At 71.2% G+C, this 22,954-nt stretch carries 20 protein-coding genes; 3 read left to right on the forward strand and 17 right to left on the reverse strand.

From position 1 onward, the window contains the following. Nucleotides 1-64 precede the first annotated feature (64 nt). From ACZ6ZQ_RS07375 to ACZ6ZQ_RS07400, 6 genes are all read right to left on the reverse strand, one after another. A complete protein-coding gene (locus ACZ6ZQ_RS07375) occupies nucleotides 65-832 on the reverse strand; it encodes a MerR family transcriptional regulator (RefSeq protein ID WP_469767659.1) in 768 nt (255 codons plus the stop codon). A gap of 192 nt (nucleotides 833-1,024) precedes the next feature. Then, on the reverse strand, nucleotides 1,025-1,582 hold the full coding sequence (locus tag ACZ6ZQ_RS07380) for a 3'-5' exonuclease (RefSeq protein ID WP_469767594.1): 558 nt from the start codon (nucleotides 1,580-1,582) through the stop codon (nucleotides 1,025-1,027). Nucleotides 1,583-2,034: 452 nt separating this feature from the next. Further along, nucleotides 2,035-3,447, reverse strand: a complete 1,413-nt coding sequence (locus ACZ6ZQ_RS07385) for a S1 family peptidase (RefSeq protein WP_469767595.1) — start codon at nucleotides 3,445-3,447, stop codon at nucleotides 2,035-2,037. A 151-nt stretch (nucleotides 3,448-3,598) separates the two neighbouring features. Next, the gene (locus ACZ6ZQ_RS07390) at nucleotides 3,599-5,983 is read right to left on the reverse strand and encodes a phosphoketolase family protein (RefSeq protein ID WP_469767596.1); all 2,385 of its coding nucleotides are present in this window, start codon (nucleotides 5,981-5,983) and stop codon (nucleotides 3,599-3,601) included. Nucleotides 5,984-6,094: 111 nt separating this feature from the next. Next, nucleotides 6,095-7,045, reverse strand: coding sequence for a universal stress protein (locus ACZ6ZQ_RS07395; RefSeq protein ID WP_469767597.1), 951 nt, complete (start codon nucleotides 7,043-7,045; stop codon nucleotides 6,095-6,097). A gap of 113 nt (nucleotides 7,046-7,158) precedes the next feature. After that, complete coding sequence (locus ACZ6ZQ_RS07400) at nucleotides 7,159-7,350, reverse strand: hypothetical protein (RefSeq protein ID WP_453658348.1); 192 nt, start codon at nucleotides 7,348-7,350, stop codon at nucleotides 7,159-7,161. Between the two features lie 200 nt (nucleotides 7,351-7,550). Here ACZ6ZQ_RS07400 and ACZ6ZQ_RS07405 point away from each other — a divergent pair, with 200 nt between their 5' ends. Then, the gene (locus tag ACZ6ZQ_RS07405; protein ID WP_469767598.1) at nucleotides 7,551-8,684 is read left to right on the forward strand and encodes a glutathione-independent formaldehyde dehydrogenase; all 1,134 of its coding nucleotides are present in this window, start codon (nucleotides 7,551-7,553) and stop codon (nucleotides 8,682-8,684) included. Between the two features lie 32 nt (nucleotides 8,685-8,716). Here ACZ6ZQ_RS07405 and ACZ6ZQ_RS07410 read toward each other — a convergent pair whose 3' ends face one another. After that, nucleotides 8,717-9,232, reverse strand: coding sequence for a transglycosylase SLT domain-containing protein (locus ACZ6ZQ_RS07410; RefSeq protein ID WP_469767599.1), 516 nt, complete (start codon nucleotides 9,230-9,232; stop codon nucleotides 8,717-8,719). Nucleotides 9,233-9,571: 339 nt separating this feature from the next. Further along, entirely contained in the window at nucleotides 9,572-10,135 is a 564-nt protein-coding gene (locus ACZ6ZQ_RS07415; RefSeq protein ID WP_469767600.1) for a DedA family protein, read from the reverse strand. Between the two features lie 525 nt (nucleotides 10,136-10,660). On the opposite strand from ACZ6ZQ_RS07415, the gene rox reads away from it, so the two are divergent. After that, on the forward strand, nucleotides 10,661-12,094 hold the full coding sequence (gene rox, locus ACZ6ZQ_RS07420; protein WP_469767660.1) for a rifampin monooxygenase: 1,434 nt from the start codon (nucleotides 10,661-10,663) through the stop codon (nucleotides 12,092-12,094). 117 nt (nucleotides 12,095-12,211) lie between these two features. Further along, nucleotides 12,212-12,853: a cysteine hydrolase family protein gene (locus ACZ6ZQ_RS07425; protein ID WP_469767601.1), complete on the forward strand. Its 642-nt coding sequence runs from the start codon at nucleotides 12,212-12,214 to the stop codon at nucleotides 12,851-12,853. Between the two features lie 33 nt (nucleotides 12,854-12,886). Here ACZ6ZQ_RS07425 and ACZ6ZQ_RS07430 read toward each other — a convergent pair whose 3' ends face one another. The 9 genes from ACZ6ZQ_RS07430 to ACZ6ZQ_RS07470 all read right to left on the reverse strand — a co-directional run bounded on the left by ACZ6ZQ_RS07430 (nucleotide 12,887) and on the right by ACZ6ZQ_RS07470 (nucleotide 22,768). Then, on the reverse strand, nucleotides 12,887-14,245 hold the full coding sequence (locus ACZ6ZQ_RS07430) for an aldehyde dehydrogenase family protein (RefSeq protein WP_469767602.1): 1,359 nt from the start codon (nucleotides 14,243-14,245) through the stop codon (nucleotides 12,887-12,889). A gap of 31 nt (nucleotides 14,246-14,276) precedes the next feature. Further along, entirely contained in the window at nucleotides 14,277-16,040 is a 1,764-nt protein-coding gene (locus ACZ6ZQ_RS07435) for an asparagine synthetase B family protein (RefSeq protein WP_469767603.1), read from the reverse strand. A 105-nt stretch (nucleotides 16,041-16,145) separates the two neighbouring features. Further along, entirely contained in the window at nucleotides 16,146-16,718 is a 573-nt protein-coding gene (locus ACZ6ZQ_RS07440; RefSeq protein WP_469767604.1) for a hypothetical protein, read from the reverse strand. 85 nt (nucleotides 16,719-16,803) lie between these two features. Continuing rightward, nucleotides 16,804-17,715, reverse strand: coding sequence for a hypothetical protein (locus tag ACZ6ZQ_RS07445; RefSeq protein WP_469767605.1), 912 nt, complete (start codon nucleotides 17,713-17,715; stop codon nucleotides 16,804-16,806). Further along, complete coding sequence (locus tag ACZ6ZQ_RS07450; protein WP_469767606.1) at nucleotides 17,712-18,773, reverse strand: hypothetical protein; 1,062 nt, start codon at nucleotides 18,771-18,773, stop codon at nucleotides 17,712-17,714. The genes ACZ6ZQ_RS07445 and ACZ6ZQ_RS07450 overlap by 4 nt, the downstream gene beginning before the upstream one ends. After that, nucleotides 18,770-19,429, reverse strand: coding sequence for a cupin domain-containing protein (locus ACZ6ZQ_RS07455; RefSeq protein ID WP_469767607.1), 660 nt, complete (start codon nucleotides 19,427-19,429; stop codon nucleotides 18,770-18,772). Before ACZ6ZQ_RS07455 ends, ACZ6ZQ_RS07450 begins: the two co-directional genes overlap by 4 nt. A 412-nt stretch (nucleotides 19,430-19,841) precedes the next feature. Then, a complete protein-coding gene (locus ACZ6ZQ_RS07460; RefSeq protein WP_469767608.1) occupies nucleotides 19,842-20,642 on the reverse strand; it encodes a maleylpyruvate isomerase family mycothiol-dependent enzyme in 801 nt (266 codons plus the stop codon). A 226-nt stretch (nucleotides 20,643-20,868) separates the two neighbouring features. Then, on the reverse strand, nucleotides 20,869-21,765 hold the full coding sequence (locus ACZ6ZQ_RS07465; RefSeq protein WP_469767609.1) for an arginase family protein: 897 nt from the start codon (nucleotides 21,763-21,765) through the stop codon (nucleotides 20,869-20,871). Between the two features lie 292 nt (nucleotides 21,766-22,057). Continuing rightward, the gene (locus ACZ6ZQ_RS07470; protein WP_469767610.1) at nucleotides 22,058-22,768 is read right to left on the reverse strand and encodes an SUKH-4 family immunity protein; all 711 of its coding nucleotides are present in this window, start codon (nucleotides 22,766-22,768) and stop codon (nucleotides 22,058-22,060) included. Nucleotides 22,769-22,954 lie beyond the last annotated feature (186 nt).

The raw sequence follows: 22,954 nt of genomic DNA on the forward strand, positions 1-22,954 counted from the left end.
GAGCGCGGAGAGAGTTGCTTGCACCGCCGGGGGTCTGCAGCCCCCCGGCAGTGTGAGCCGTCGGTCAGCTCAGCCGGGCATCGGCGTAGACCACCATCGCGTCACGCAGGTAGTCGGCCAGCCCGTCGGCGATCTTGGCGTAGTTCGTACGGAACTCCGGGTCGTCGGCGTAGGTCTGGCCCAGTCCCTTGTACGCGGCCGCGTTCGGGGTCCAGAACCGGCACACGCCCTGGTAGTGGGCGTCCATCTCGGCCTGCACCGCAGGATCGGCCACCGGTGTGCCGGCCACCATGAACTCCGCGATGCGGATCATCTGCGCCGTCACCTCACGCTGCCACCGCTCCGTGTCCTCGGTCGTCATCCTGTCGACGACCTGCCGGGTCTGCTCCCACGCCTCCGGCCACCGCTCCCGTACCTCGGCCTCGGACCCGGAGTTGGAGGGCTCGAAGCCCTCGAACAGGTTCTCCGGCCTGTTGATCTTTGCCATGTCGTTGTTGTCCTTGCCTTCCTCCAGTTCGGCGATGGTGCGGCCGACCGTGCGGGCGAGCGTCTCCAGCCGGTCCCGTTCCGCCAGCAGCCGTTGGTGGTGCTCGCGGAGCACGGCCACCTGATCGGCCTGGCTGTCCAGGACCGCCCGGATCTCGCGCAGCCCCACGTCCAGCTCCCGCATCAGCAGGATCTGCTGCAGCCGCAGCAGATCGGCCTCCTCGTAGTGGCGGTGCCCGTTGCTCCCGATCCATGCCGGCGGCAGCAGGCCGATCTCGTCGTAATGCCGCAGTGTCCGGGACGTCACCCCGGACATCCGGGCCACATCCGCGATCGACCAGGCCATTGCCCTGCCTCCCATCGCCGGGCCGGTCTCTCCGGCCACACAGAAGACCGTAGGAGTTGACGCAACGGAAACCGCAAGCCGGAACCGGCGTCCGGATCGCGGAACGACCGGCCCGGCCATCCGTGCCGGAGCTCGGGGTGAGCGTAGGGCCCGGCCACCGGAAGGTGGCCGGGGGCCGACGACCGCGTCCGGCTACGCCGACCCGCCGCCCCGGTCCTCCAGCGACAGCACCAGTGCCGCGATGTTCCAGGCGTCGTCCTCACCGCTGTGGTGACGGCCCTCCAGCGGGAGGCCGGCGATCCGGAGGGCCTGGGCCATGCCGGGGCGCTTGCGCAGGCGGTGGGCTTCGGTGAAGGCGGCCTTGACGTTGGTGTGCCGACGGCCGAAGGGGTACGGGGTTCCGGTCGCCCGGCACTGGCGGGTGAACTGATTGCGGTCGTAGTCGCCCCAACTGGCCCACGGGCGCACCCCGGCACCGTGCTCGGCGGCCAGGATCCGGCAGGCCTCGGCGAATTCGCCGCCCGTGTCCACCTCGGCCTGGGTGAGGCCTGTCAGCTCGGTGCAGAACGCGCCGACCGTGGACCGTACGGGCCGTACGAGAATGCGATGCCGGGCGATACGCTCGCCCGCCCGCAGGTCGACCACGGCCAGCCCGATCTCGATGATCTCGCTGACCGATCCGGGCGGCGGCTGTCCCTCCCAGCAGGTCGCCTCGACATCGACGACGTTGAGCAGATCCATGGGGTCCATGGCGCCGAGCGTAGAGAGACCAAAGGGCACCGGTCACCTGGAATTCCCTCGGGCCCAGCCCCTGCGGTCCGCCCCGTAGCACGCCGCTCTTCGTCCGCAGCAGGCGCGAAGGCCGCGGCCACCGCTTGCCTCTGACGTCAGCGTGAGGTTTTAGGTTGGTTACATGCCCAGCCAAGTGCCAAGGGTTCCAGAGGGATTCGACGTGACGAATCTCCTCGACAGCTGCCTGCTCGGAAACACGAGGCTGCCCAACGGGTGGCAATGGCCCCCATGGCGTGGGTCCTGGGCGCCGTCGGCGGTGCGGCACCGTCGTCGATGGCGACCACCACGCGCATCGAATCGGGGGGACGGCCGGGCTGATCGTGAAGAACCAACTCTCATTGACGGTTTCTGATCCTGCCCGTCCGTCTCCCGGTTGGGGAGCCCGCCCCGGTAAAGGGCTCCTTCCGGGTTCAGGCCCAGGTCTGGGCGTAGGCGTTGCGGTAGTCCCTGCGGCCCTGGGCCGACTGGATCCAGCGGCTGAGGACCAGCAGGACCAGACTCGCGCCGATGACCCCGAGCCCTGGACCGACAGCGCCGAGAGGTCCGAGACCGGCGGCGATATCGGTGACGATCCCCGGTCCGCTCACGCCGCCCGGCGACACGGCCGCTCCCGGCGGTGCGGCGGCTCCCGGCGTTCCCGGTGGCACGGCTCCGGCGGCCGACGAGGACGGATCCGTCGGGGAGCCCGGCACCTGGCCGCCCGCGCCGTCACTGTCGGCGCCGGCAGCGCCCGGTCCGGCTGCCGGGCTCATCCGGAGCGCCGCCATCGCCTTGGTCGCCGGCTGGAAGTACGTGACGCCTCCGGTCGTGCAGTCCCCGTTGCCCCCCGAGGTGACACCGAGCGCCAGCCCCTGCGCGAACAGCGGGCCCCCGCTGTCTCCGGGTTCCGCGCAGACCGTGGTCTCTATCAGACCGGTGACCGTTCCTTCGGGGTAGTTCACCGTGGCGTTCAACGCGGTCACCCGTCCGGAGCGGAACCCCGTCGTGCTGCCGCTGCGGAAGACCTCCTGTCCGACGACGGGATCGGCCGCGCCGGTGATCCGTACTCCTCGCCCCTCGCCGATTTCCACGATGTCGGGGCGCTCGGGGGATGCGCCGTTCGCGTACCGCACAAGAGAGAAGTCGTCGCCCGGGAAGCTGGAGGCAACGGTGGTGCCGATCTGCTCACCCTGCTCACGGTCCCCGAACCAGTCGGTGCCGACGGGGCCGCAGTGCCCGGCGGTCAGGATGAAGGTGTCCCGGCCGTCGGTCACGTTGAAGCCCGCGGTGCAGCGGATGTTGCCGGCGAGCATCGAGGCACCCCCGTTCAGCCTGGTGGTGAAGGCGCCTTGGGTCCGCTCCATGCGTACGAATCCGCCGATGCTCTCGGCGAGGTCGGACATGCGTGACCAGTCGGTGGCGGAGACAGTTCTGTCGGCGTGCACCACGACCTCGTTGGACGCGTAGTCCACCGCCCACGCGGTCCCGGTCACGAGTGGCGCCGAGCGCAGGGCCTCGGTGGCCGAGCGGAGCTGGTCCATGCTGTGGCGCACGACTTTGGCTTCCGCTCCGGCCCGCTCGACCTCCGCTGCCGCTCCCCTGTCGGTCACCGCGACCACCGGACGGCCGTCCGCCCCCGTCCAACTGCCTGCGGTACGGGACTCGCCGAGCCGCGAGACGAGAGTCCCGGCCGGATCGCCGGCCGGCGGGATGCCGCCCGCTCGCGTCACCGGTGCGGCCGGTTCGCCCGCCATGGCGTCGGAGACCATCAGCGAGCCCCAGACCAGCCCGCCGACGGCCGCCAGCCGGGCGATCCGCTGAAGGTTGCGTCGTGCGTGCCTCATCCGCGGCCCCAAGGTCGTACTGACTACTGACACAGTGTCACCAGCTGTACGGGGCCCCGGAAGTCAGGGCCCCACTGTCAATACGCGCCATCGCGCCGTGCTGTTCACTCCTCGCGGCGATCCGTGAGCCGGTGTCGACCTGCCGGAGGTCTCAGCCGTTCCAGGTCCAGTCGGTGACCTCCGGCATGTCGACACCGTGCTCACGGATCCACGCATGGTGCCGGGTACGGGCGTCGGCCATCGCCTGGCGCACGGCGACCGTCCGGACCCCCAGTCCGGGCACGCGGTCGATGACGTCCATGACCAGGCGATAGCGGTCCAGGTCGTTGCGGACGACCATGTCGAACGGTGTCGTGGTCGTCCCCCGCTCCTTGTAGCCGCGGACGTGCAGATTCGGGTGCCCCGCGCGGCGGTAGGTGAGGCGGTGCACCAGCCAGGGGTAGCCGTGGTACGCGAAGATCACGGGCTTGTCGCGGGTGAAGAGGGAGTCGTACTCGAAGTCCGCCATCCCGTGCGGATGCGCCTCCTGCGGCATCAGCCGGGTCATGTCGACGACGTTGACGACCCGGACCGCGAGATCCGGGATGTGCTGACGCAACAGGCCGGCAGCGGCGATGACCTCCTGCGTCGGTACGTCCCCCGCGCAGGCCAGCACCACGTCGGGCGCTCGCTCCCCCGTTTCGGTGCCGGCCCATTCCCAGGCTCCGGCGCCGCGGGCGCAGTGGACGCGCGCCTCGTCCAGGGCGAGCCAGTCGAAGCAGGGCTGCTTCCCGGCGACGATCACGTTCACGTAGTCGCGGCTGCGCAGCGCATGGTCGGCGACGGACAGCAGGGTGTTGGCGTCCGGGGGCAGATAGACGCGGACCACTTCGGGGCTCTTGTTGAGGACGTGGTCGACGAAGCCGGGGTCCTGGTGGGAGAAGCCGTTGTGGTCCTGGCGCCAGACGTGGGAGGTCAGCAGGTAGTTGAGGGAGGCTACGGGGGCGCGCCAGGGCAGTTGCCGTGCGGTCCTGAGCCATTTGATGTGCTGGTTGACCATCGAGTCGACGATGTGGGCGAAGGCCTCGTAGCACGAGAACAGTCCGTGCCGTCCGGTGAGGAGATAGCCCTCGAGCCAGCCCTGGCAGCAGTGCTCGGAGAGGATCTCCATGACACGGCCGTCGTGCGTCAGGTTCTCGTCGGTGGGGGCGACCTCGGCCTGCCAGGCCTTTCCGGTGACGTCGAAGACCGCCTCCAGGCGGTTGGACGCGGTCTCGTCCGGTCCGACCAGCCGGAAGTCCCGGCGGTCTGCGGAGTCCCGCATCAGCTGCGCAACGAGGTCGCCCAGCACCCGGGTGGGTTCGTGCAGGTCCGCTCCGGGCTTGGCGACCGGCACGGCGAAGCGCTCCAGCGGCGCGACGGGCAGGTCGCGCACGAGCAGGCCGCCGTTGGCGTGCGGGGTCGCGCCGAGCCTGCGATCTCCGTCCGGGACGCAGGCGAGCACCTGCGGCCGCGGCCGGCCCGCCTCGTCGAACAGCTCTTCCGGACGGTACGACCGCAGCCATCGCTCCAGCTGGGCCAGATGCGCGGGGTTGTCGCGGACTGCGGCGAGCGGCACCTGATGAGCGCGCCATGTGCCCTCGACCGGTTCGCCGTCGACCTCGGCCGGGCCGGTCCAGCCCTTCGGGGTGCGCAGGACGATCACCGGCCAGCGGGGCCGCTCGCCCGCCCTGCCGGTACGGGCGGACTTCTGGATGCCGGCGATGCGGTCCAGTGCCTCGTCCATGGCCGCGGCCATGGCCACGTGCACCTCCATCGGCTTGTCGCCGACGACGTGCAGGGGCTCATGACCGTAGCCGCGCAGCAGATCGTCGAGTTCTGCCTGCGGGAGCCGGGCCAGCACCGCCGGGTTGGCGATCTTGTATCCGTTCAGGTGGAGGACCGGGAGCACCGCGCCGTCGTGGACGGGGTCGAGGAGCTTGTTCGAGTGCCAGGAGGCCGCCAGCGGGCCTGTCTCCGCCTCGCCGTCGCCGATGACGCAGGCGACCAGCAGCTCGGGGTTGTCCAGGGCGGCGCCGTAGGCATGGGCCAGGGCATAGCCCAGTTCACCGCCCTCATGGATGGAGCCGGGGGTCTCCGGTGCGACATGGCTCGGCACCCCGCCGGGGAACGAGAACTGCCGGAAGAGCCGGTCCAGGCCGGCCTCGTCCCGGCTGACGTCCGGGTAGATCTCGCTGTAACTGCCCTCCAGCCAGGAGTTGGCCAGCACGGCGGGACCGCCGTGGCCGGGACCCCAGATACACAGGGCCGACAGTTCGCGCGCCTTGATGACACGGTTGAGATGCGTGTGGACCAGATTGAGTCCGGGCGAGGTGCCCCAGTGCCCCAGCAGCCGCGGCTTGACGTGCTCCGGCCGCAGCGGCTCCTTCAGGAGCCCGTTGCTCATCAGATAGATCTGGCCCGCGGAGAGGTAGTTCGCCGCGCGCCAGTGGGCGTCCAGCTCCTGGAGCTCCTCACGGCTCGGCGCCGGCCGGGTGCGACGCTTGAACTGGATCATGAATTCCTCCGTAGGCAGCGAGCCGCGCTCCGTTGCGGGACTCGCTCCACGGATGCCCTACCACCGGCGGAGGTCCGGATCTCCTGCGCGTGCCCCGAATGAACGGCCAGGTCACCCGATGGGTGGCGGCGGTCCCGGTTCCGGCGGTGTCTCCGTTGCGGCAGCGGTCCCGTTCCGTCCGGAGTCGGATCGCCTCTCCGGCACCACGGCGACGGGGCACTCACTGTGGTGGAGCACCGCGTGCACCACTCTGCCGAGCTGGAGTCCGAAGTGGCCGTGTCTTTGCCGCGCACCGACGACGATCAGGTCCGCCGCGGCACTGCGCCGCACCAGTACCTTGTGAGCCGGTCCTTCGACGGTGGAGCGGATCAGGGTGAGTTCGGGGTGTTCCTTCAGGCCCTCGGCGACCGCCGCGTCGATCAGGGTGGCCGCTCTTTCCCTGTAGTACATGCCGGGTTCGTCGACCGGCTCCGCGTGGTCGACGGTCTCGTGCACCGGACGGTGCCAGGCCCGGACCGCGTCGAGTTCACATCCCCGCGCTGCGGCCTCGCGGCAGGCGAACGGGGCGGCGCCCGTTCCTTCACTCTCGTCGCCCACTCCGAGCAGGATGCGCCGGTGAGTGCCTTCCCGTCCTGCCTTGTCCCCGCGCACCACGACCACCGGGCAGTGTGCGCGCGCCGCCACACCCAGTGACACCGATCCCAGGAGCAGGCCTGCGAGTGCGCCGCGGCCACGCGATCCGGTGACCAGCATCGCGGCGTGGTGGCTCTCGTTCACGAGCGCGGTCACGGTGTCCTCGGCGAGAACATCGGTGCCGGTCTCGACGTCGGGGTTGCGGCGGTGGGCGCGTTCGACGGCGTCGGCGACGAGCGCGTCGATGAGAACCTGCTCCGACGGACGGTCGGGACTGTCTGCCACGGTGGCGCCCTCGTACCGCTCCCACCTGGACGCGTACACAAGCCGCAGCGGAAGCCCGTGGAGCGCCGCCTCGTCCACGGCCCAGTCCACCGCTTCGAAGCTGGACTCAGAACCGTCGATTCCTACGACCAGTGGCGCTTCCATCGACCCCACCGCCTTCTCCGACCGCTGGGAGTGATTACTCCTTCACCGTCGCATCGGGGCGCTGCTGCCGCGAGGGCGATGGGGCGCGGCTCAGCGGTCAGCGGGTCGCGGGGTCAGCGGTCGGCGATGTCCTCGCGGAGGCCGTCGGAGAACTCCCACCACGACAGGGGCAGCCAGTCGCCGTCGACAAAGGCATCGACGGTCGCGCCGCGGCCACGGACAGTCACCGTGGTTCCGGGGTGGTACGTGGTGCCGGACAGGCCGAGCACAGGGACGAGCAGGGTCCCGAGCCGATGTGCTGCCACGTGTCGCCCTCCCTTCCATTTCTCGGTGCGATACCGGGGCGGGATACACCTCACCAGGGTGCTTATTCCTCCTGAGATTACCGGCTTGTCCCATCTTTCAGGGCGGAGAATCATGAGAGTTAGGTCACGCAAGAGAACGGCCAGGCAAATCGCCGGTGCATTACCGAGCGCCGGTGCATTACCGAGCGGAGGAGGCAGCAATGAAGGCCGTCATGTACAAGGGACCGTTCACCGTCGCAGTCGAAGACGTCGACAAGCCCACGATCCAGCACCCGAACGACGTGATCGTACGGATCACCTCCACGGCGATCTGCGGGTCCGACCTGCACATGTACGAAGGCCGTACGGCGGCGGAGCCCGGCATAGTCTTCGGCCACGAGAACATGGGAGTCATCGAGGAACTGGGCCAGGGCGTCACCGCGCTCAAGGAGGGCGACCGCGTGGTCATGCCCTTCAATGTCGCCTGCGGATTCTGCACCAACTGCGTCGAGGGATTCACCGGATTCTGTCAGACCGTCAATCCGGGATTTGCTGGCGGCGCTTACGGCTATGTCGCCATGGGCCCGTGGACGGGCGGCCAGGCGGAGTACCTTCGCGTTCCCTACGCCGACTTCAACTGCCTGAAGCTGCCGCCGGGAAAGGAGCACGAGAGCGACTTCATGCTGCTCGCCGACATCTTCCCCACCGGATACCACGGCTGTGAACTCGCCCAGGTCCGTCCGGGCGAGAGTGTCGCGGTGTACGGCGGCGGGCCGGTCGGGCTCATGGCCGCCTACTCGGCCCTGCTACGCGGCGCGAGCAAGGTGTTTGTCGTGGACCGGGTCCCCGAGCGGCTGGAGAAGGCCCGGGAGATCGGCGCGGTGCCGGTCAACTTCGCCGAGGGTGACCCCGTGGAACAGATCAAGGAACAGACCAAGGGCGTCGGCACGGACAAGGGTGTGGACGCCGTCGGCTACCAGGCGATGGCGCACGGAACGGACCGGGAGGAACCGGCAACCGTCCTGAACTCGCTCGTCGGCACGGTCCGGGCCACCGGAATGCTCGGCGTACCCGGCCTCTACGTACCGGCCGACCCGGGAGGCCCTGACGAGCAGGCCAAGCACGGCATGCTGCTCGTCTCGATCGGAAAGCTCTTCGAGAAGGGCCTGAAGATGGGTACCGGTCAGTGCAACGTGAAGCGCTACAACCGGTACCTGCGCGACATGATCATCGAGGGTCGGGCCAAGCCGAGTTTCGTCGTCTCGCACGAACTCCCGCTGGCCCAGGCACCGTCGGCATACGACAAGTTCGACAAGAGGATCGAGGGCTACACGAAGGTCGTGCTTCACCCGTAGCCTCGCGGCCGCGGCCGTCGTCCGCCGGAGGATCAGTAGGCCGAGTCGACGTTGTCGATGGAGCCGTACCGGTCGGCGGCGTAGTTGGCGGCCGCGGTGATGTTGGCGACCGGGTCGGTCAGGTCGTGCTTGGTGCCCTTGACGTGGTAGGCGTCGAAGGTCGGCTGGATGACCTGGAGCAGACCCTTGGAGGGCGTGCCGTTCTGCGCGTTGATGTCCCAGTTGTTCTGAGCGTTCGGGTTACCGCTGGACTCGCGCATGATGTTGCGGTGGAGGCCCTCGTAGGTGCCGGGGATGCCCTCGGACTTCATGATGTCCAAAGACTCCTTGATCCAGCCGTCGAGGTTGTCGGCGTACGTCTTCTTGGCCTGCTTGGCCGTCTCCGCCTTCGCCGCCGCGACGCTCACCGAAGCCGGCTCGGCGGCGTGGGCGGGCGAGGGAGCCAGCGTGAGAGCCGCTGCCGCGGCACCCGCGGTGGCGATGCCTGCGACGGAGAGCTTGCGGAGTCGGGCGATGCGGCTGGTGCTGGTCTGGGCGTAGACGGTCATGCGTTCTCCAATGGTGGACTACATGGGGAGGCCGACCGAGGTTCGGTTCGGCGTGAGCAGCACGGCCGATGCGAGTGGGACCCGCCGGGCCGGCTCGTGCTCCCCGGACGACAGCCATGGTTAGCGGCGTCTGACGGTGGGCGCAAAGATGTGACGTACTAACCAGCTACATAGAAATGCCCAGAACGATCTTAAAAAGGGACATTTCTGCACTTTGCCAACTGGCCGGGCCGACTACTACCGCCCTTAGGACGTGACGTGGCTCCTATGCGTGGGATCACACGGGAGACGCGATCCGGGGCCGGATCCGGACGGCGCCGGAGGCACCGACGGCGCGACTCATGACCAGGCGCCGCGCCTGCTCCGGCCGGTCTGCTGGGCCACCAGCGCCATGCCGGCGACCAGGAGTGACACGCAGGGACCGATGAGCAGGGGGGCCAGCGGGTGTGTGGTGAACCGGCCGCCGAGGTATCCGAGTCCGACGGTGGAGAAGACGAACACCGCCTCGGCGACGGTCGCGCCCAGCAGGAACCGCCGGAACGGGAATCCGATGATGCCCGCGGTCAGCCCGCCCAGCGCCCGCCCTCCGGGCAGGAACCGCACCGCGATCACCGCCGGCACGCCGTACTGCCTGAATTGCCCGGAGACCGTCTCCAGCATCGTCCGCCGTCCCGTGGTCCGCGTGAGACAGCGCAGCGCCCATGGGCGTGAGCGGCACGCGGCCCAGAAGACGCAGAGATCGCCGAGGAGCGTGCTGGCCAGCAGAATCACCAGCAGGAGCGGGAGGCTGAGGGTCCCCACGGCGGCCAGCGCGCCCGCGCCCGCCACCAGAGCCGAGTTCGGCACCATCGGTACCACGGTGACCAGCACGAGCAGTGCGTAGATCCAGTGCTCGCCTTGCACCCTCGACCAGCCCCCTCGCAGTCGGACCATGTCCGCCGGCCGTCCGCTCGACGTCCGCTCGGCATGTTTCGCTCCACGCTCGCAGGTGCACCCCATGCGATCAATGCACGTCCGGCCAACCCACGGGAAACTTCGAGCCCCCAGGGCCGGACTTCTGGACATCCCGGCAAGATCCGGAAGACGTGCCGTGGGCGTGAACAGGCTCCTCAGGCGTTGAGCACGGCGCAGCACCGCGAACGCCCGGTCGCGATCGGACGACCCAGAGCGGACGACCCAGAGCGGACGACAAAGCGCAAAGGCAAGGAGGTCACCCACTCCTTGCCACTCTCAACGTATAGCGCACCGGGGGGCTTGCGGCAAGACCCGGTTCATGCCGCAGAATCTCCGCCCGAAGCCAGAACCTGCAGAATCAAGGATTCGCGAAGTACCCGTGCTTTTGCCGAAGTACGGGTCTCGCGAGTGTGCGCGCCGCCGGACTGCGCGGAGCAGCCGGCCGGAATCCAATCTCGTTGAATGGGCGTTCTGATGATTGACGTGATCGTGGTCGGCGGCGGACCGACCGGCTTGATGCTGGCCGGCGAGTTGCGGCTGGCCGGAGTGCACGTGGTCGTGCTCGAGAAGTTGGCCGAGCCGACCGAGCAGTCCCGCGGGCAGGGCCTGCACGCGCGCAGCGTCGAGATGATGGACCAGCGCGGTCTGCTGGACCGGTTCCTCGCGGTCAGCGAGAAGTTCCAGGTCGGCGGACTGTTCGGTGGCATCGCCAAGCCGTGGCCGGACCGGCTGGACACGGCGCACCCGTTCGGCCTCGCCACCCCGCAACCGGTCACCGAGCGGCTGCTCAACGAGCGCGCCGTCGAACTCGGTACCGACATCAGGCGTGGCTGCGAAGTGGTCGGGCTGCGCCAGGACGAGGACGGGGCCGGGGTGACCGTCGAGCTGGCGGACGGCACACACCTGCGCTCGCGCTACCTCGTCGGGTGCGACGGCGGCCGCAGTGCGGTGCGCAAACTGCTCGGCGTCGGTTTCCCCGGCGAGCCCGCCAAGGTCGAGACGCTGCTGGGTGAAATGGAGGTGACCGAGGATCCTGCGACCATTGCCGCCGTCGTCGAGGAAGTCCGCAAGACCCAACTGCGGTTCGGTGTCACCCCCGACGAGGACGGGGTGTGCCGCGTTGTCGTGCCTGCCGACGGAGTGGCCGAGGACCGTACGACCGCGCCGACCCTCGAGGAGTTCAAGCAGCAGCTACGGGCCTTCGCGGGCACCGACTTCGGCGCGCACTCGCCGCGCTGGCTCTCCCGGTTCGGCGACGCCACCCGGCAGGCCGAGCGCTACCGGGTCGGCCGGGTGCTGCTGGCCGGCGACGCGGCGCACATCCACCCGCCGACCGGCGGGCAGGGGCTCAACCTCGGCGTGCAGGACGCGTTCAACCTCGGCTGGAAGCTGGCCGGCGCGGTCAACGGCTGGGCGCCGGAGGAACTGCTGGACAGCTACCACGCCGAACGGCACCCGGTGGGCGCCCGCGTACTGGAGAACACCCGCGCGCAGATCACGCTGCTGGGGACCGATCCGGGCCCGACCGCGCTGCGGGAGCTGTTCTCGAAGCTGATGGACTTCGAGGAGGTGAACCGGTACGTGACCGAGATGATCACCGCGGTCGGGGTCCGCTACGACTTCGGCGAGGGCCACGAACTGCTCGGCCGGCGGCTGCGGGACGTGAAGCTGAAGGAGGGTCGCCTCTACGATCTGATGCACGGCGGCCGCGGACTGCTGCTCGACCAGACCGGCCGGCTCTCGGTGGCGGGCTGGGCGGATCGGGTCGACCACGTCGTCGACGTCAGCGAGGAACTGGACGTGCCCGCGGTGCTGCTGCGGCCGGACGGCCACGTGGCGTGGGTCGGTGAGGATCAGCAGGATCTGGTCCGCCGGCTGCCCAAGTGGTTCGGCGCCGCCGTCGGCTGAGCGCGCTGTCGTGGCCCGAAAGGCCCTTCCGGGTGGCCCACCGTCAGCCGACGCGCCCCCACGTCGCTGCGCGCGCAATGGATTCGCGGCGCAGTGCGCGGGGGTAGCGTCACGCCCATGGATGAACGATTTGGGCTTGCCGTTCCGCGTTCGCTGGAGGAGGCGTGCGACCCGCGACGCACGGCGCTGCTGGTCTACGACATGCAGACCGGCATCCTGGAGCAGATCGGCGAGCGTGACCGTGTCGTGCGCCGGGCGGTCGAGGTGGTCGGGGCCGCCCGGGCCGCCGGAGTCCGCACCTTCTTCCTGCGCCACGTGACGCTTCCCACTGAGCTGATGGGCGCCTCCCAATTGCGTATGTGGCGCGCCTGGCAGCGGGCCGAGCGAGCAGCCGACGTGGTCTCCCCCTTCCCGCCGGGTTCCGCGCAGACGCAGATCATCCCCGAATTGCAGCCCACCGACCGTGAGGCCGTGGTCGACAAGATCACCATGTCGGCGTTCGAGGGCACCTGGCTCGACATCGTGCTGCGCGACTGCGGAATCACCACGGTCGCCGTCATCGGCGTCGCCATGGAAATCGGCATCGAGCCCACCGTCCGCCATGCGGCGGACCTGGGCTACGTCCCCGTTGTCGTCACGGACGCCTGCGCGGGCGGCGACACGGAAGCCGCCGAACGCTCCCTGACCTCGCTCCGCTTCACGGGGGACGCCCTGATGACCACCGCCGAGGAGTTCCGCTCCGTACTCGCTCCCCGATGAGCCGGCCCACGAGCCTGCCGCACCGGTGAACGGTCAGGCTCCGGAGCCGTCCGCGAGCCGGGCCGTGATCGTCTTGGGGCGCTGGTACTCGTGCAGTGCCAGGGCGCTCAGGTCCGTGCCGGTGCCCGACGCGCCCCGGCCGCCGTGCGGGAGTTCCGCGGTCTGCACGAGATGGCAGTTCAGCCACGCCTCCCCCGCGTTCAGCCGGCCGGCCAGGCCGAGGCCCGCGCCGAGGTCCCGCGTCCACACGCTCGCCGCGAGTGCCTGGGGGACGCCGTTGGCCAGAGCGATCGCCGCGTCCAGGTCGTCCGCCCGCTGGACGGTCAGCAGCGGGCCGAAGACCTCCTCCACCACCGCGGGATCGTCGTCGGGGAGATCGGCCAGGACCCGGGCGGCGCGCCAGAACCCGTCCTCCTCGCCGGGTCCCGGGGCGATCTCCGCGGCGGTGTTCCGCTTGGCCTGCGAAGCCCTGACGATCCGGTCGTAACGGGCGGCCTGGTCGGCGTTGTTGAGCGGGCCGAAGTCCCGGCCCGCCAGACGTCGGGTCATCGCTTCGGTCAGCCGGCCGACGACCGTCTCGTAGTTCTCGCGCAGCGTGATCACCCGGGCGGGCGCGGCGCAGCTCTGCCCGGCGTTGTAGGTACTCGCGCGGGCCAGCTCCGTCCAGGTGTCCGCCGGAGCGTCGGGCAGCACGATCGCGGGGGCGTTGCCACCGAGTTCGAGGCTGACCCGGCGGGCCCCGGCACGAGCCGCCACATCGGCCCCGGCGTGCCCACTGCCCGTGAAGGCCACCATGTCGACGTCGTCCGCGACCAGCAGTCTGCCGGTGTGCCGGTCCCCGGGCAGCGTCTGCAGGACCGCCGGTCCGAGCGCTTCCGCGGCGTGCTCGGCGAGCAGCGAGAGCGAGTCGGGCGTGGACTCGGCCGGTTTGGCCACCACCGTGTTGCCGGCGGCCAGTGCGGGCGCGCAGCGCCACGCGGCCATCAGCAGCGGGTAGTTCCAGGGGACGACGACCCCGACGACCCCGATGGGCTCCCAGCGCACCCAGCTCTCGTGCCCCGCGACGAGCCGCCCCGCCGCCGGGGCCGACTGGGCGCGGGCAGCCGATGCGTAGAACCGGAACAGGTCCGCGACCTGCTCGATCTCGCCCGCAGCCTCGGCCCCGGGTTTCCCGGTCCCGGCCCGCTCCCGGGCCACGTACTCGGCGGCGTGCTCCTCGACCAGCCCGGCCAGCCGGTCCAGCCGCCGGGACCGGTCCTTGGGGACGAGCCCGCGCCAGCCCGGCCCGGCGGCACGCGCGGCGGCGACGGCCGCGCATGCCTCGTCCTCCCGTGCCGCGGGGAGAGTGCCGCGTACACGGCCGGTCCGAGGGTCGACGAGCACGGTGTTCATGGTGGTGATGGCCTCCTTGTGCCGGTGCGCTCTACAGTCCGTACGCCCTGAGCCACAGCTCAAGGGTGAGTACGAGCCACAACTTGCCGCCCTGCCGGGGCAGCAGCGTGCCCTCACCGCGCATCCAGGTGCCCACGGTGTCGGGGCGGAACAGCCCTCGCTCCCGCGCGGCCCGCCCGAGCAGCAGGTCGCCGCCCAGGTCGCGCAGCGGGCCGCTCAGCCACTGCTGCACCGGGACCCGCATTCCGCTCTTGGGCCGGTCCACGACGGTGGCGGGCAGCAGGTCCCGTACGGCCTCCTTGAGCACCCATTTCTCGGCCGTGCCGCGGAGCTTGACGGCGGGCGGGGTGGCGAAGGCGTGGTCCACCACCTGCCGGTCGAACAGCGGGGCGCGGCCCTGGATGCCCTGGGAGGCGGTCAGGCGCTCGACCTTGGTGAGGATGTGGTGCGCGCCCTTGGTCCGCAGATTGCAGTGCAACAACTGATTGAGCAGGTGCGTCATCCGCTCCGGCCCGGCCAGGTACGGCTCGACGAACCGCTGCGGGCGCGGCGCGTCGGCCAGCGCGTGGAGCGCGTCCGAGGTCAGCAGCCAGGGCAGGTCGGTCCAGCATTTGCGGTACGACCGCAGATACGCGGTGGCGCGGTCCTCGGCCGCACCGGATGAGCCGTGGTGCATCTCGTGCACCAGCATCGGGAGGTTCTTCGGCCCGCCGAACACCGGGTCGCCGCCCTCCCCGTTGAGCGCGACCCGCAGCCCGTCGCCCGCCACCGCCTCGGCGAGCATCAGATTGGGCACCGTCAGGGGGTCGCCGACGGGACTGTCGAGCAGCGCCGCCGCCTCGGCGAGCCGCGCGGCGACGGCGTTGCCGGAGACGGTCAGCACGCGGTGCCGGGTGTGGCAGTGCGCGGCGACGAGGCCGGAGTAGCCCAGTTCGTTGGGGAGTTCGCTGCCGAAGCTGATGGAGTATGTGTGCACGGGGTGGGCGTGAAGCTTGGCGGCGAGGGCGGTCACCAGCGAGCTGTCGATCCCCCCGGACAGCAGCACTGCGACGGCCTCTGCCTCGGGGAGCCGTCGCGCAGTGGCGTCCTCCAACAGGGCGCGCAGGGCGAGAACATGACCCGTGGGGTCGTCGGGCACCGGGGCGTCGGTACGTTCCTGGGGCTCCCAGTGGACCTGCTCGGTCATGGTGCCGTCCGCCGCGAGCCGCAGCACCCGTCCCGGCAGCACCTCGCTCACCCCCCGCAGCAACGTCTCCTCGCCCGGCAGATAGGCGAAGGTCAGGAACGAGCGGACAGCAGCCAGGTTCAGCCCGGTGCCGAGGGCGGGCCATCGGCGCAGCGCCCGCAGGGAGGTCGAGGCGGCCCAGCAGCCGTCGGCGCGGGCGTAGAAGAGCGTACGGGCGCCGACGTGGTCGCGGATCAGCACGAGGTCGGGTCCGTCCAGGACGGCGAGCGCGAACATCCCCTCGGCCAGGGCCACTCCGCGCTCACCGAGCCGTGCCCAGCAGCGCAGCAGCAGCTCGCCGTCGGGGCAGTCGGGCGGCACGGGCGCCTCGGCGCCGGCGTCGGCGGTGAGGGCGGCGATCAGTTCGGACCGGTTGTGCAGGGTGACCTCGCCGACGGCCGTCAGCCCGTGGGCGTCGAACGGGCCGTCGGCGTGGCCGGGTTCGTCCTCGACCAGGCCGAGGGCGGGTGCCCCGCCGTCGGGCCCTTCGCCCGGCGCGGCGCCCATCGCGGCGAGGTGGGCACGGGCCTGCCCGGGGGCGGGCGCCAGGCAGGCGCAGAAGCGCGCCATGGCGGCTCCTTCCTAGTGGCGTGGTCGGTTTCGGTGTGCCGCGGTGGACGGCAGCAGGCATCGGTGGGCCGGTCAGCCGGTGCCGGGCCGGTCCGGCGGTTGCCGTCAGCCGAAGTCGTCGTCGCTCCATCCGCCGTCGTCGCCCTCCCAGGCCATTTCCCATGCGTCGTTCTGGTCGTCGACGGGGTCGCCACCCGGATCGCCGCCGGGATCTTCACCGGGGTCGCCACCGCCGTCCCCGCCGCCGTCCCCGCCGCCGGACGCCGAGCTCTGGGCCTGCTGCTGGCGCAGCGCCTCTTCCTCCTCCGGCGTCAGGTGCAGCGGCGGGAGCTGGGCGGCGGTGATGGCGAGACCCGCCACACCGAGTCCCACGAGCATCGCGCCCATCCGGCCCCCGAAGGAGGTCCGGTTGACCATGACGGTCTCACCGCGCCCCCACAGCGTGCGGCCGTAGCCGATGTCCCGGCCGTAGATCACCGATCCGTCGGCGAGCGTGCGCTTGATGATCCGCTGCCCGAGCAGCTCGTCGGTGCCCGAGGAACCCTGGTTGTCGTGCCAGTGCACGAGGTTGCCCGTCCCGCGGCGCCGCCATTCCTGACGGCCGTCCTCGTAGCCGCGGTGGACGCTGCCGTCGGCGAGCAGTTCGTCGGTGTAGCCGATCTCGTGGGGCCGGTTCATCGTCTGCGGTCCTCGCATGTGGGGGCCTCGGGTCTGCGGTCCTCGGGTCCGGGGTGCCCCGGGAGGGGCGGTGCGCCAGGGCGGGTCATGGGGCGGGCCAGGTCATGAAGCCGGTGCCCCGTAGATCGCGCAGGTCGCTCCACACGGAGGTGCGGGACGGCCGTGGCCCGCGGGTCAGCCGCAGCACCGTGCGCAGCAGTTGGGCCGGAGGTACGGCGGCGACCTGGGTGAACCGGCCCTCGGACAGCCATTCGACCTCCTGCGGGCGCAGCCCCCGGGGAAGCGGCCCGAGGGCCCGCACCGGGACGGACCTGCGCCCGGCCACCAGGTGCAGCGCCGCGGCGTGCCGGGGTACGAGGCCGAGCGAGACGACTCGTACCCCGGGGACCGGCCCGAGCCCGGCCCGTACCCGGGCGGGCAGGGCGATCCCGGCCGGGCTCGCGTCGTGCAGAACGTGGACGACCGAACCCTCGGCCCGTGCCAGGGCGGCCACGAGGCGCGGGTCCGGCGGCAGATCGTCCTCGGCTGCCAGCACGGGGCAGGCCGCCTCCAGGTGTACATGGTTGGCCAGGAGCATCCGGGCGATGGAGCGGTCCTGGCAGAACAGCAGCCGGGGCAGCCCGTAGTCGTACAGGTCGGGCTCGGACGCACGACGCGGGCTGTCGGCCGGCCCGGGTGGGGCTGCGGTGGGCTCGGGGAGATCCGGGAGCAGCCCCGGTACGTCCCTGCCCCGGGCGTCGAGCGCCTCCGTGAACCGGGGCAGCCGCAGCGGCGGGGCCGGGGTACGGGGGATCCGGCGTAGCACTGCCGGCGTCGGCCGCAGCACTCGGCACGTCTCGTAGTACAGCTGGCGTTCGGTGAAGCGGATGCCGTCGGGCGCGGCTGCGCGAGCGGCGGCGACGGTGATCGCCCGGTCGAGCAGCCGGGCGGCGGGCCCGCCACCCCGTCGGCGGTTGGCCGCGCCGGTTCGGACTGCCGGGTCGTGTCGCGCGTTCACCGGGTGGTCCTGCCTGCCGTCGGGGACGCACCGGGAGGCGGCGGCCATGTGAGGAAGCCGACGGACGCGGCGCGCCGCCGTTGCGGGTCGGCGGCGGTGGTCACGCGCTCGGCGACGCGGGTGACGACGGCCAGCAGCCGGGCGGGCGGTACGCCGACGAGCGGGAACGTCCAGCCGTCGGCCAGCCATTTCAGTTCCTCGGGCGTGAAATCTCCCGTCGCCGTGAGCTCGGCCATGACGCCCTTGTCCGGCTTGCGGTCCCGGCAGGGCACGGCGTTCGGCAGGCCCCGGACGGCACGCAGCGGCAGCCCGGCATCGATGACCGGCCGTCCCTGTACGGCCTTGCGCACCCACCGGGCGAACAGCAGGCCGTGTGCGCCCGCGTCGTGCAGCACGATGACGGGCCCCTGGCCGGACACGCCGGGCAGCCCGTGCAGTCCGTGCAGGTCCGGGGCGAGCGTGAAGCCGTAGCGCTGGGGCACACCGGCGGCGGCGAGGAAGACGGCGACGGACCGGTCCGGGCACAGCAGCACGCCGCCGGGGCCGCCGGTCGTGTTCTGCGCGGGCGACGGGTACGCGTGGTCATCGACCATCCCGGGCGGCAGCCCGCCGTAGATCCGCTGCCATTCCTGCATCACGTCGGCGTGGAAGGCGTCCCGGCGCATACGGGGCCGTCCTCGGCCGACGCCCAGCGCACGCGCGATCACGACGGCCACGGCGACGACCAACAGCGCGCCGCCGACGAACACGAACGCGGGCAGACCGGTGATCCCGATGATGCAGAGCACGAGGCCGATGACGAGCGCGGCGCCGGCGCAGCCGAGTTCGGCCCGGCTCTCGCGCAACGACCTGCGGGACAGCGCGTACCACAACTGCCCCGGTGTGCAGGGCACCTGTCCCTCGTCGGTCAGTTTGGCCAGGACCCGGCGCACCCGCAGGTCGTTGAGCATCAGGGAGTTGGTCTTGGGGTCCAGCGCGTAGGGGCGCCGGCACTTGCTGCAGACGTTGCCGGTCCGCTCCTTGCGCAGCAGCGAGCTCTCACAGTGCGGGCAGATCACCGTGGGACCTCCAGTGCACTCGCGACCCGGCGCAGCCGGGCGGCCAGTCGCTCCCGGACGGTCGTGGTGCCCGTGCCCCGCAGACTCTGGACGTTCTCGATGTCGCGCAGCGCGACGGCCAGCGCCCGGTAGTCGGTGGCGGGCTGTGTGAGGGTGCCCAGCGGCGCGTCGCGGGTGGCGCGCTCGGCGGCAGCCGAACGGCGCTCCGCCTCCCGGGCGGTGATCGCATAGTCCTCATGGTCGATGCCGTAGCCGGTGTTGGCGGCGAGGATGGTCAGCGGCGTGGTGCCCCGGTTGGCGAAGGAGTGGGGCACCATCTCCGGGATGCGGATCATCGTCCCGGGCACGAGCGGAATGTCGGTGACCTCGCCGCGGACGTCGTCGTACAGCCCGCACGAGGCATGGCCGAGGCTGAGGACGAAGTGCTCGCCGCCGTGGGCGTGCGGGGTGAAGGCGCTGCGCGGGCCGACGACACCGAACTTGACGGTCGCGTTGGAGGGCCGCTCGGGCGAGGTGGTGGCGTCGCCGACGAGGTAGTGGGCGAACTGGCCGTCGTCGATGAAGCGGAGGAAGTCCCGTTCGGGCCCGAGTTCGCGGGCGCCGTCGCCGTCGACGAGGACGATGCCTCCCTCGGGCAGGAGGCGGTAGAGCTCCACGCCTCGCGGCAGCCTTCCGGCCGGCCGTCGCAACCGCCGGGGTCCCCCCGTTCGGGCTGTTGCCGCTCTGTCGTCATGCGGTATGCCGGACATCGAGCCTCCCCCAGTGCCCTTTGCGCCCCCTGGTACGCGCGCCATCGTAAGGCGCTGATCCGGAACACGGTGGGCGTGCGGACCAACTCGCGGCCGACGCCTGAGCAAACGGTGGGTTAACGGCATGGCGGCCCCCGGTGTGCGGGCCGTGATGCGAACCCGTGAAGGGACTTCGGCGGCGCCGGCGCCTCAGATGCTGGACTCCGGGCCCGGCGCAAAGTCATCGTGCCGGTGTTTTCGGATCCGGCCGTAGACGGCCCAGCCAGGCTGGGGCGAGGGCTGGGGCTGGGGACGATCCTCGGCTTCCCACGAAGACCCGTCACTCGGGCGGCACGAGGGTGAAGTAGCGGTCGAGCACGCCCTGGTCCCCCGTCACCTCGTCGAGGCGGTCCGCGGGAATCCGGTGCCAGAGGAACAGCATCAGGTCCGACGCCGTACCGGACAGCTCGACGTCGCACGGTCCGTCGTCGTCGGCATCGAGCCGTACGTCGTCGCCTTCGAGGTGCACCGTCCACCGGCCCGTGCCGTCGGTCCGGCGGAAGCGGTAGCGCTCGCCCGTTCCGGCCGGGGCCTGCTTCCTGGAGCGTCGTGCCGGTGCCATGACCTCGAAGTTCTGACGCACGGCGTACTCCGCGAGCTCGGTGTCGACCGGCTGGGGCACTCCGAGTGCGCCCTCGGCGTCCCAACGGTGCACCGCGGCCTCGATGGTCTGCATCCGCAGCCAGAAGCCGACGGTCTGCTCGCGCGACCACGTCCACACGGCCGCGTCAGGAGGGCTGTTCCTGAAGTGGGTCTCCAGTGTGGCGGCCCCCTTGGCGTAGGCGTCGATCAGGCTCTCCGGCACCGGTCCTCGGTGCGGTGGCGTGCTTTCCGGCGTCGGCCAGCCCTTACGGTCCGCGGGCAGGCCGGCGAAGACGGCCGCGAGGTCCGGCGGCTGCTGGAGCAGATCCCTGAGGATGTGGTTCACATACAGGTGTACGCCGCCGAGGTGCGCGATCAGGTCGGACATCGACCAGCCGGGGCAGGACGGGACCAACGGCGCGTCGTCGAAGTGGGTCGCCTCACGGGCGGCGGTCTCGAACGCCCGGGTCTCGCGACGGAAGTGAGCGGTGAAGTACATGGCCTCACAGTGCCACCCCTCCCGGCCGGTCAAGCCTGGATTCTTTCGGCCGGACTCGCCTTGTCGCGGAAACTGCGATCCATGGCGTGACGCCCCCATCCCTGCCGCGCCCGCTGCCGGGCCCCGCAGCACCGCAGCACCGCAGCACCGCAGCACCGCAGCACCGCAGCACCGGGAGTCGATCGTCAACTCTCAGGCGCCAGGCTGGAGACGGGCCGGTACCGGCTCACCTGCTGCTGTCGGGCCGCGCCGACAGCCCTCGGCGCAGGCACTCGGTGAGGCGGGCCGCGATGCTCCCATCGGGGTCGAGCCGGGGGTTGAAGATGGTGACGTCGAGGCCGACGGCCCGTTCGTCGGCCAGTGCCGTCCGCAGCACGCTCTCCAGCTCCTGCCAGGTCAGCCCACCGGGGAGGCGGTAGTCGACGGCGGGCATGATCGCGTCGTCCAGGACGTCGACGTCGAGGTGGACCCAGTACCCGGCGCTTCCGCCGGCGGCGAGTCGGCCGACCGCCTCGCGTGCTGCCTCAGCGGCACCGGCCGCACGCACACCGTCGAGGTCGATCGCGTGCAGCTGTGGCGGGAGGGGCTGCATCCCGGCCTGCGTGGACTCGGCGGAGTCGCGGAAGCCGAAGGCGACGACATCCTCGTCCCGGAGCAGGGGCCCGCGGCCTTCGAGGTCGGTGAGCAGCCGGGGGCCGCGGCCAGTGGCCAGGGCGAGTTCCATCGACGCCGCCTCGCCGGCCGGTTCCGCCGACGGTTGGTAGAAGTCGGTGTGGCCGTCGAGGAACAGCAAGCCGAAGCGACCGCGGCGTCGCAGGGCGAGGAGGTTGCCGAGCAGGATGCTGCAGTCGCCCCCGAGGACCACGGGAAAGCAGCCACGGTCGAGGACACCGCCGACCGCGTCGGCGAGTCCGACGGAGTACCGCGCGATACCGACGGAGTTGAGGATGCCGGTGTCAGGGTCCCGCGTCGGGTCGTACGCCGGCGCTTCGACCCGGTCCGTCCGTAGCGCCCCGAGGTGTGCCGGCAGACCGGCGTCGAGGAGAGCCGTCGGCAGGTCCTGGACGCCGGACGGCCGCAGCCCGAGCACGGACGGCGCCTCGATGATCTCCAGTTCTGGCACGTCCGGACTCCTTCGTCGGCCGGGCCGGGTCGACCGGCATGCCTCTTCGGCGTCATCCGGTGGAGTGCCGCCGATGCAGGACCCATGGTGCCGCGCCAACGCGTACGCCGAGCTTTCGACACAGCCCCGGGCACGCTCCCGGGCACCTCGCCTCCGGTACGGATACGCCGCTGGATACGAAGGCCGGGCCGACGGCCCGGCCCCAACTGCCCGACATGCCGGCGGGCGTCCGGCACATCGATCGCCTCCGCCGTATGCCTCTGCATGCCCCCGCATGCAGCCGCTTTCCGGGCTACTGGGAGAGCAGTCCGCCCGTGTACGGGTCCTCGGCGAGCATGCGCCAGGAGTGGCTCGAGGTCCGGAACGCTTCCGGGTCGACGACCTCCACCAGCTCCTCGACCCGCGAGTGCAGCAGGGCGAGCGGGTCGTACACGCGCCAGGTCTCGTGGTGGGTGTCGCCGGCGAACAGCTGCGGGTCGGCGGCGCGCATGCGTCGCTCCGCGGCCTCGATCACCTCGGCGACGACAGCGGGCCCCCGGCGGTTGCCGTATCCGCCGTCCTGCGGCACCGCCCCTGACACCGACTCGGCCGCGTCGAGCAGCCCCGAGAGGGCGGACAGGTCGGACGCGAGCAGGTCGCGGCGGATCTCTCCGGGCCGCTCGGGGTGCGTACGTCCGGACCGATCGGCCAGGTACACCTCGCCGGTCACGCCGTCGAGCACGACACGGGTACCGCAGTAGTCGGTCTCACCGAGGACCAGCAGCCGCCCGTCCGCGACCGCCTCGCCGCCCTTTCCCTTGGTGAGGGGCTCCAGCCGGCCGCTGCGCAGAACGCCGAAGTCGAGGTCGGCGGCAGCCTCGGGCAGCCCCTGCTCGCTGAGGAACCGCCGGCTCGGACCATGTGACAGCCGCTCCGGCAGAGCCGCCGCCGCTGTCCGGCACATCCCGCCCGCTCCCGCGCCCGCTCCGACAGGTTGCCGCCCGGCTGTCGAATCGGTACCCATGCCCCGTATCTCCCCCTCTGACGATGATCGCCGTGGTGTTGACGACCTTAGCGGCCCCCGACTTCGGTCAGGGCGGGGAAGAGCCAGGGCCGGGTCCTGCCAGAACTCGACCCGTCCAACCGGGCGGGCGCGAAGCCATGTCGTACGCCTCTGCCTGGGCGTTGAGCACCACCAGGCGACCGCGCG

The organism is Streptomyces sp. NPDC053673 (assembly GCF_055585225.1).

Bases quoted from the DNA above. Each gene is read 5' to 3' on its own strand.
- ACZ6ZQ_RS07375 (WP_469767659.1), bottom strand. From the start codon at position 832: ATGGCCTGGTCGATCGCGGATGTGGCCCGGATGTCCGGGGTGACGTCC.
- ACZ6ZQ_RS07380 (WP_469767594.1), bottom strand. From the start codon at position 1,582: ATGGACCCCATGGATCTGCTCAACGTCGTCGATGTCGAGGCGACCTGC.
- ACZ6ZQ_RS07385 (WP_469767595.1), bottom strand. From the start codon at position 3,447: ATGAGGCACGCACGACGCAACCTTCAGCGGATCGCCCGGCTGGCGGCC.
- ACZ6ZQ_RS07390 (WP_469767596.1), bottom strand. From the start codon at position 5,983: ATGATCCAGTTCAAGCGTCGCACCCGGCCGGCGCCGAGCCGTGAGGAG.
- ACZ6ZQ_RS07395 (WP_469767597.1), bottom strand. From the start codon at position 7,045: ATGGAAGCGCCACTGGTCGTAGGAATCGACGGTTCTGAGTCCAGCTTC.
- ACZ6ZQ_RS07405 (WP_469767598.1), top strand. From the start codon at position 7,551: ATGAAGGCCGTCATGTACAAGGGACCGTTCACCGTCGCAGTCGAAGAC.
- ACZ6ZQ_RS07410 (WP_469767599.1), bottom strand. From the start codon at position 9,232: ATGACCGTCTACGCCCAGACCAGCACCAGCCGCATCGCCCGACTCCGC.
- rox (WP_469767660.1), top strand. From the start codon at position 10,661: ATGATTGACGTGATCGTGGTCGGCGGCGGACCGACCGGCTTGATGCTG.
- ACZ6ZQ_RS07425 (WP_469767601.1), top strand. From the start codon at position 12,212: ATGGATGAACGATTTGGGCTTGCCGTTCCGCGTTCGCTGGAGGAGGCG.
- ACZ6ZQ_RS07430 (WP_469767602.1), bottom strand. From the start codon at position 14,245: ATGAACACCGTGCTCGTCGACCCTCGGACCGGCCGTGTACGCGGCACT.
- ACZ6ZQ_RS07435 (WP_469767603.1), bottom strand. From the start codon at position 16,040: ATGGCGCGCTTCTGCGCCTGCCTGGCGCCCGCCCCCGGGCAGGCCCGT.
- ACZ6ZQ_RS07440 (WP_469767604.1), bottom strand. From the start codon at position 16,718: ATGAACCGGCCCCACGAGATCGGCTACACCGACGAACTGCTCGCCGAC.
- ACZ6ZQ_RS07460 (WP_469767608.1), bottom strand. From the start codon at position 20,642: ATGTACTTCACCGCTCACTTCCGTCGCGAGACCCGGGCGTTCGAGACC.
- ACZ6ZQ_RS07470 (WP_469767610.1), bottom strand. From the start codon at position 22,768: ATGGGTACCGATTCGACAGCCGGGCGGCAACCTGTCGGAGCGGGCGCG.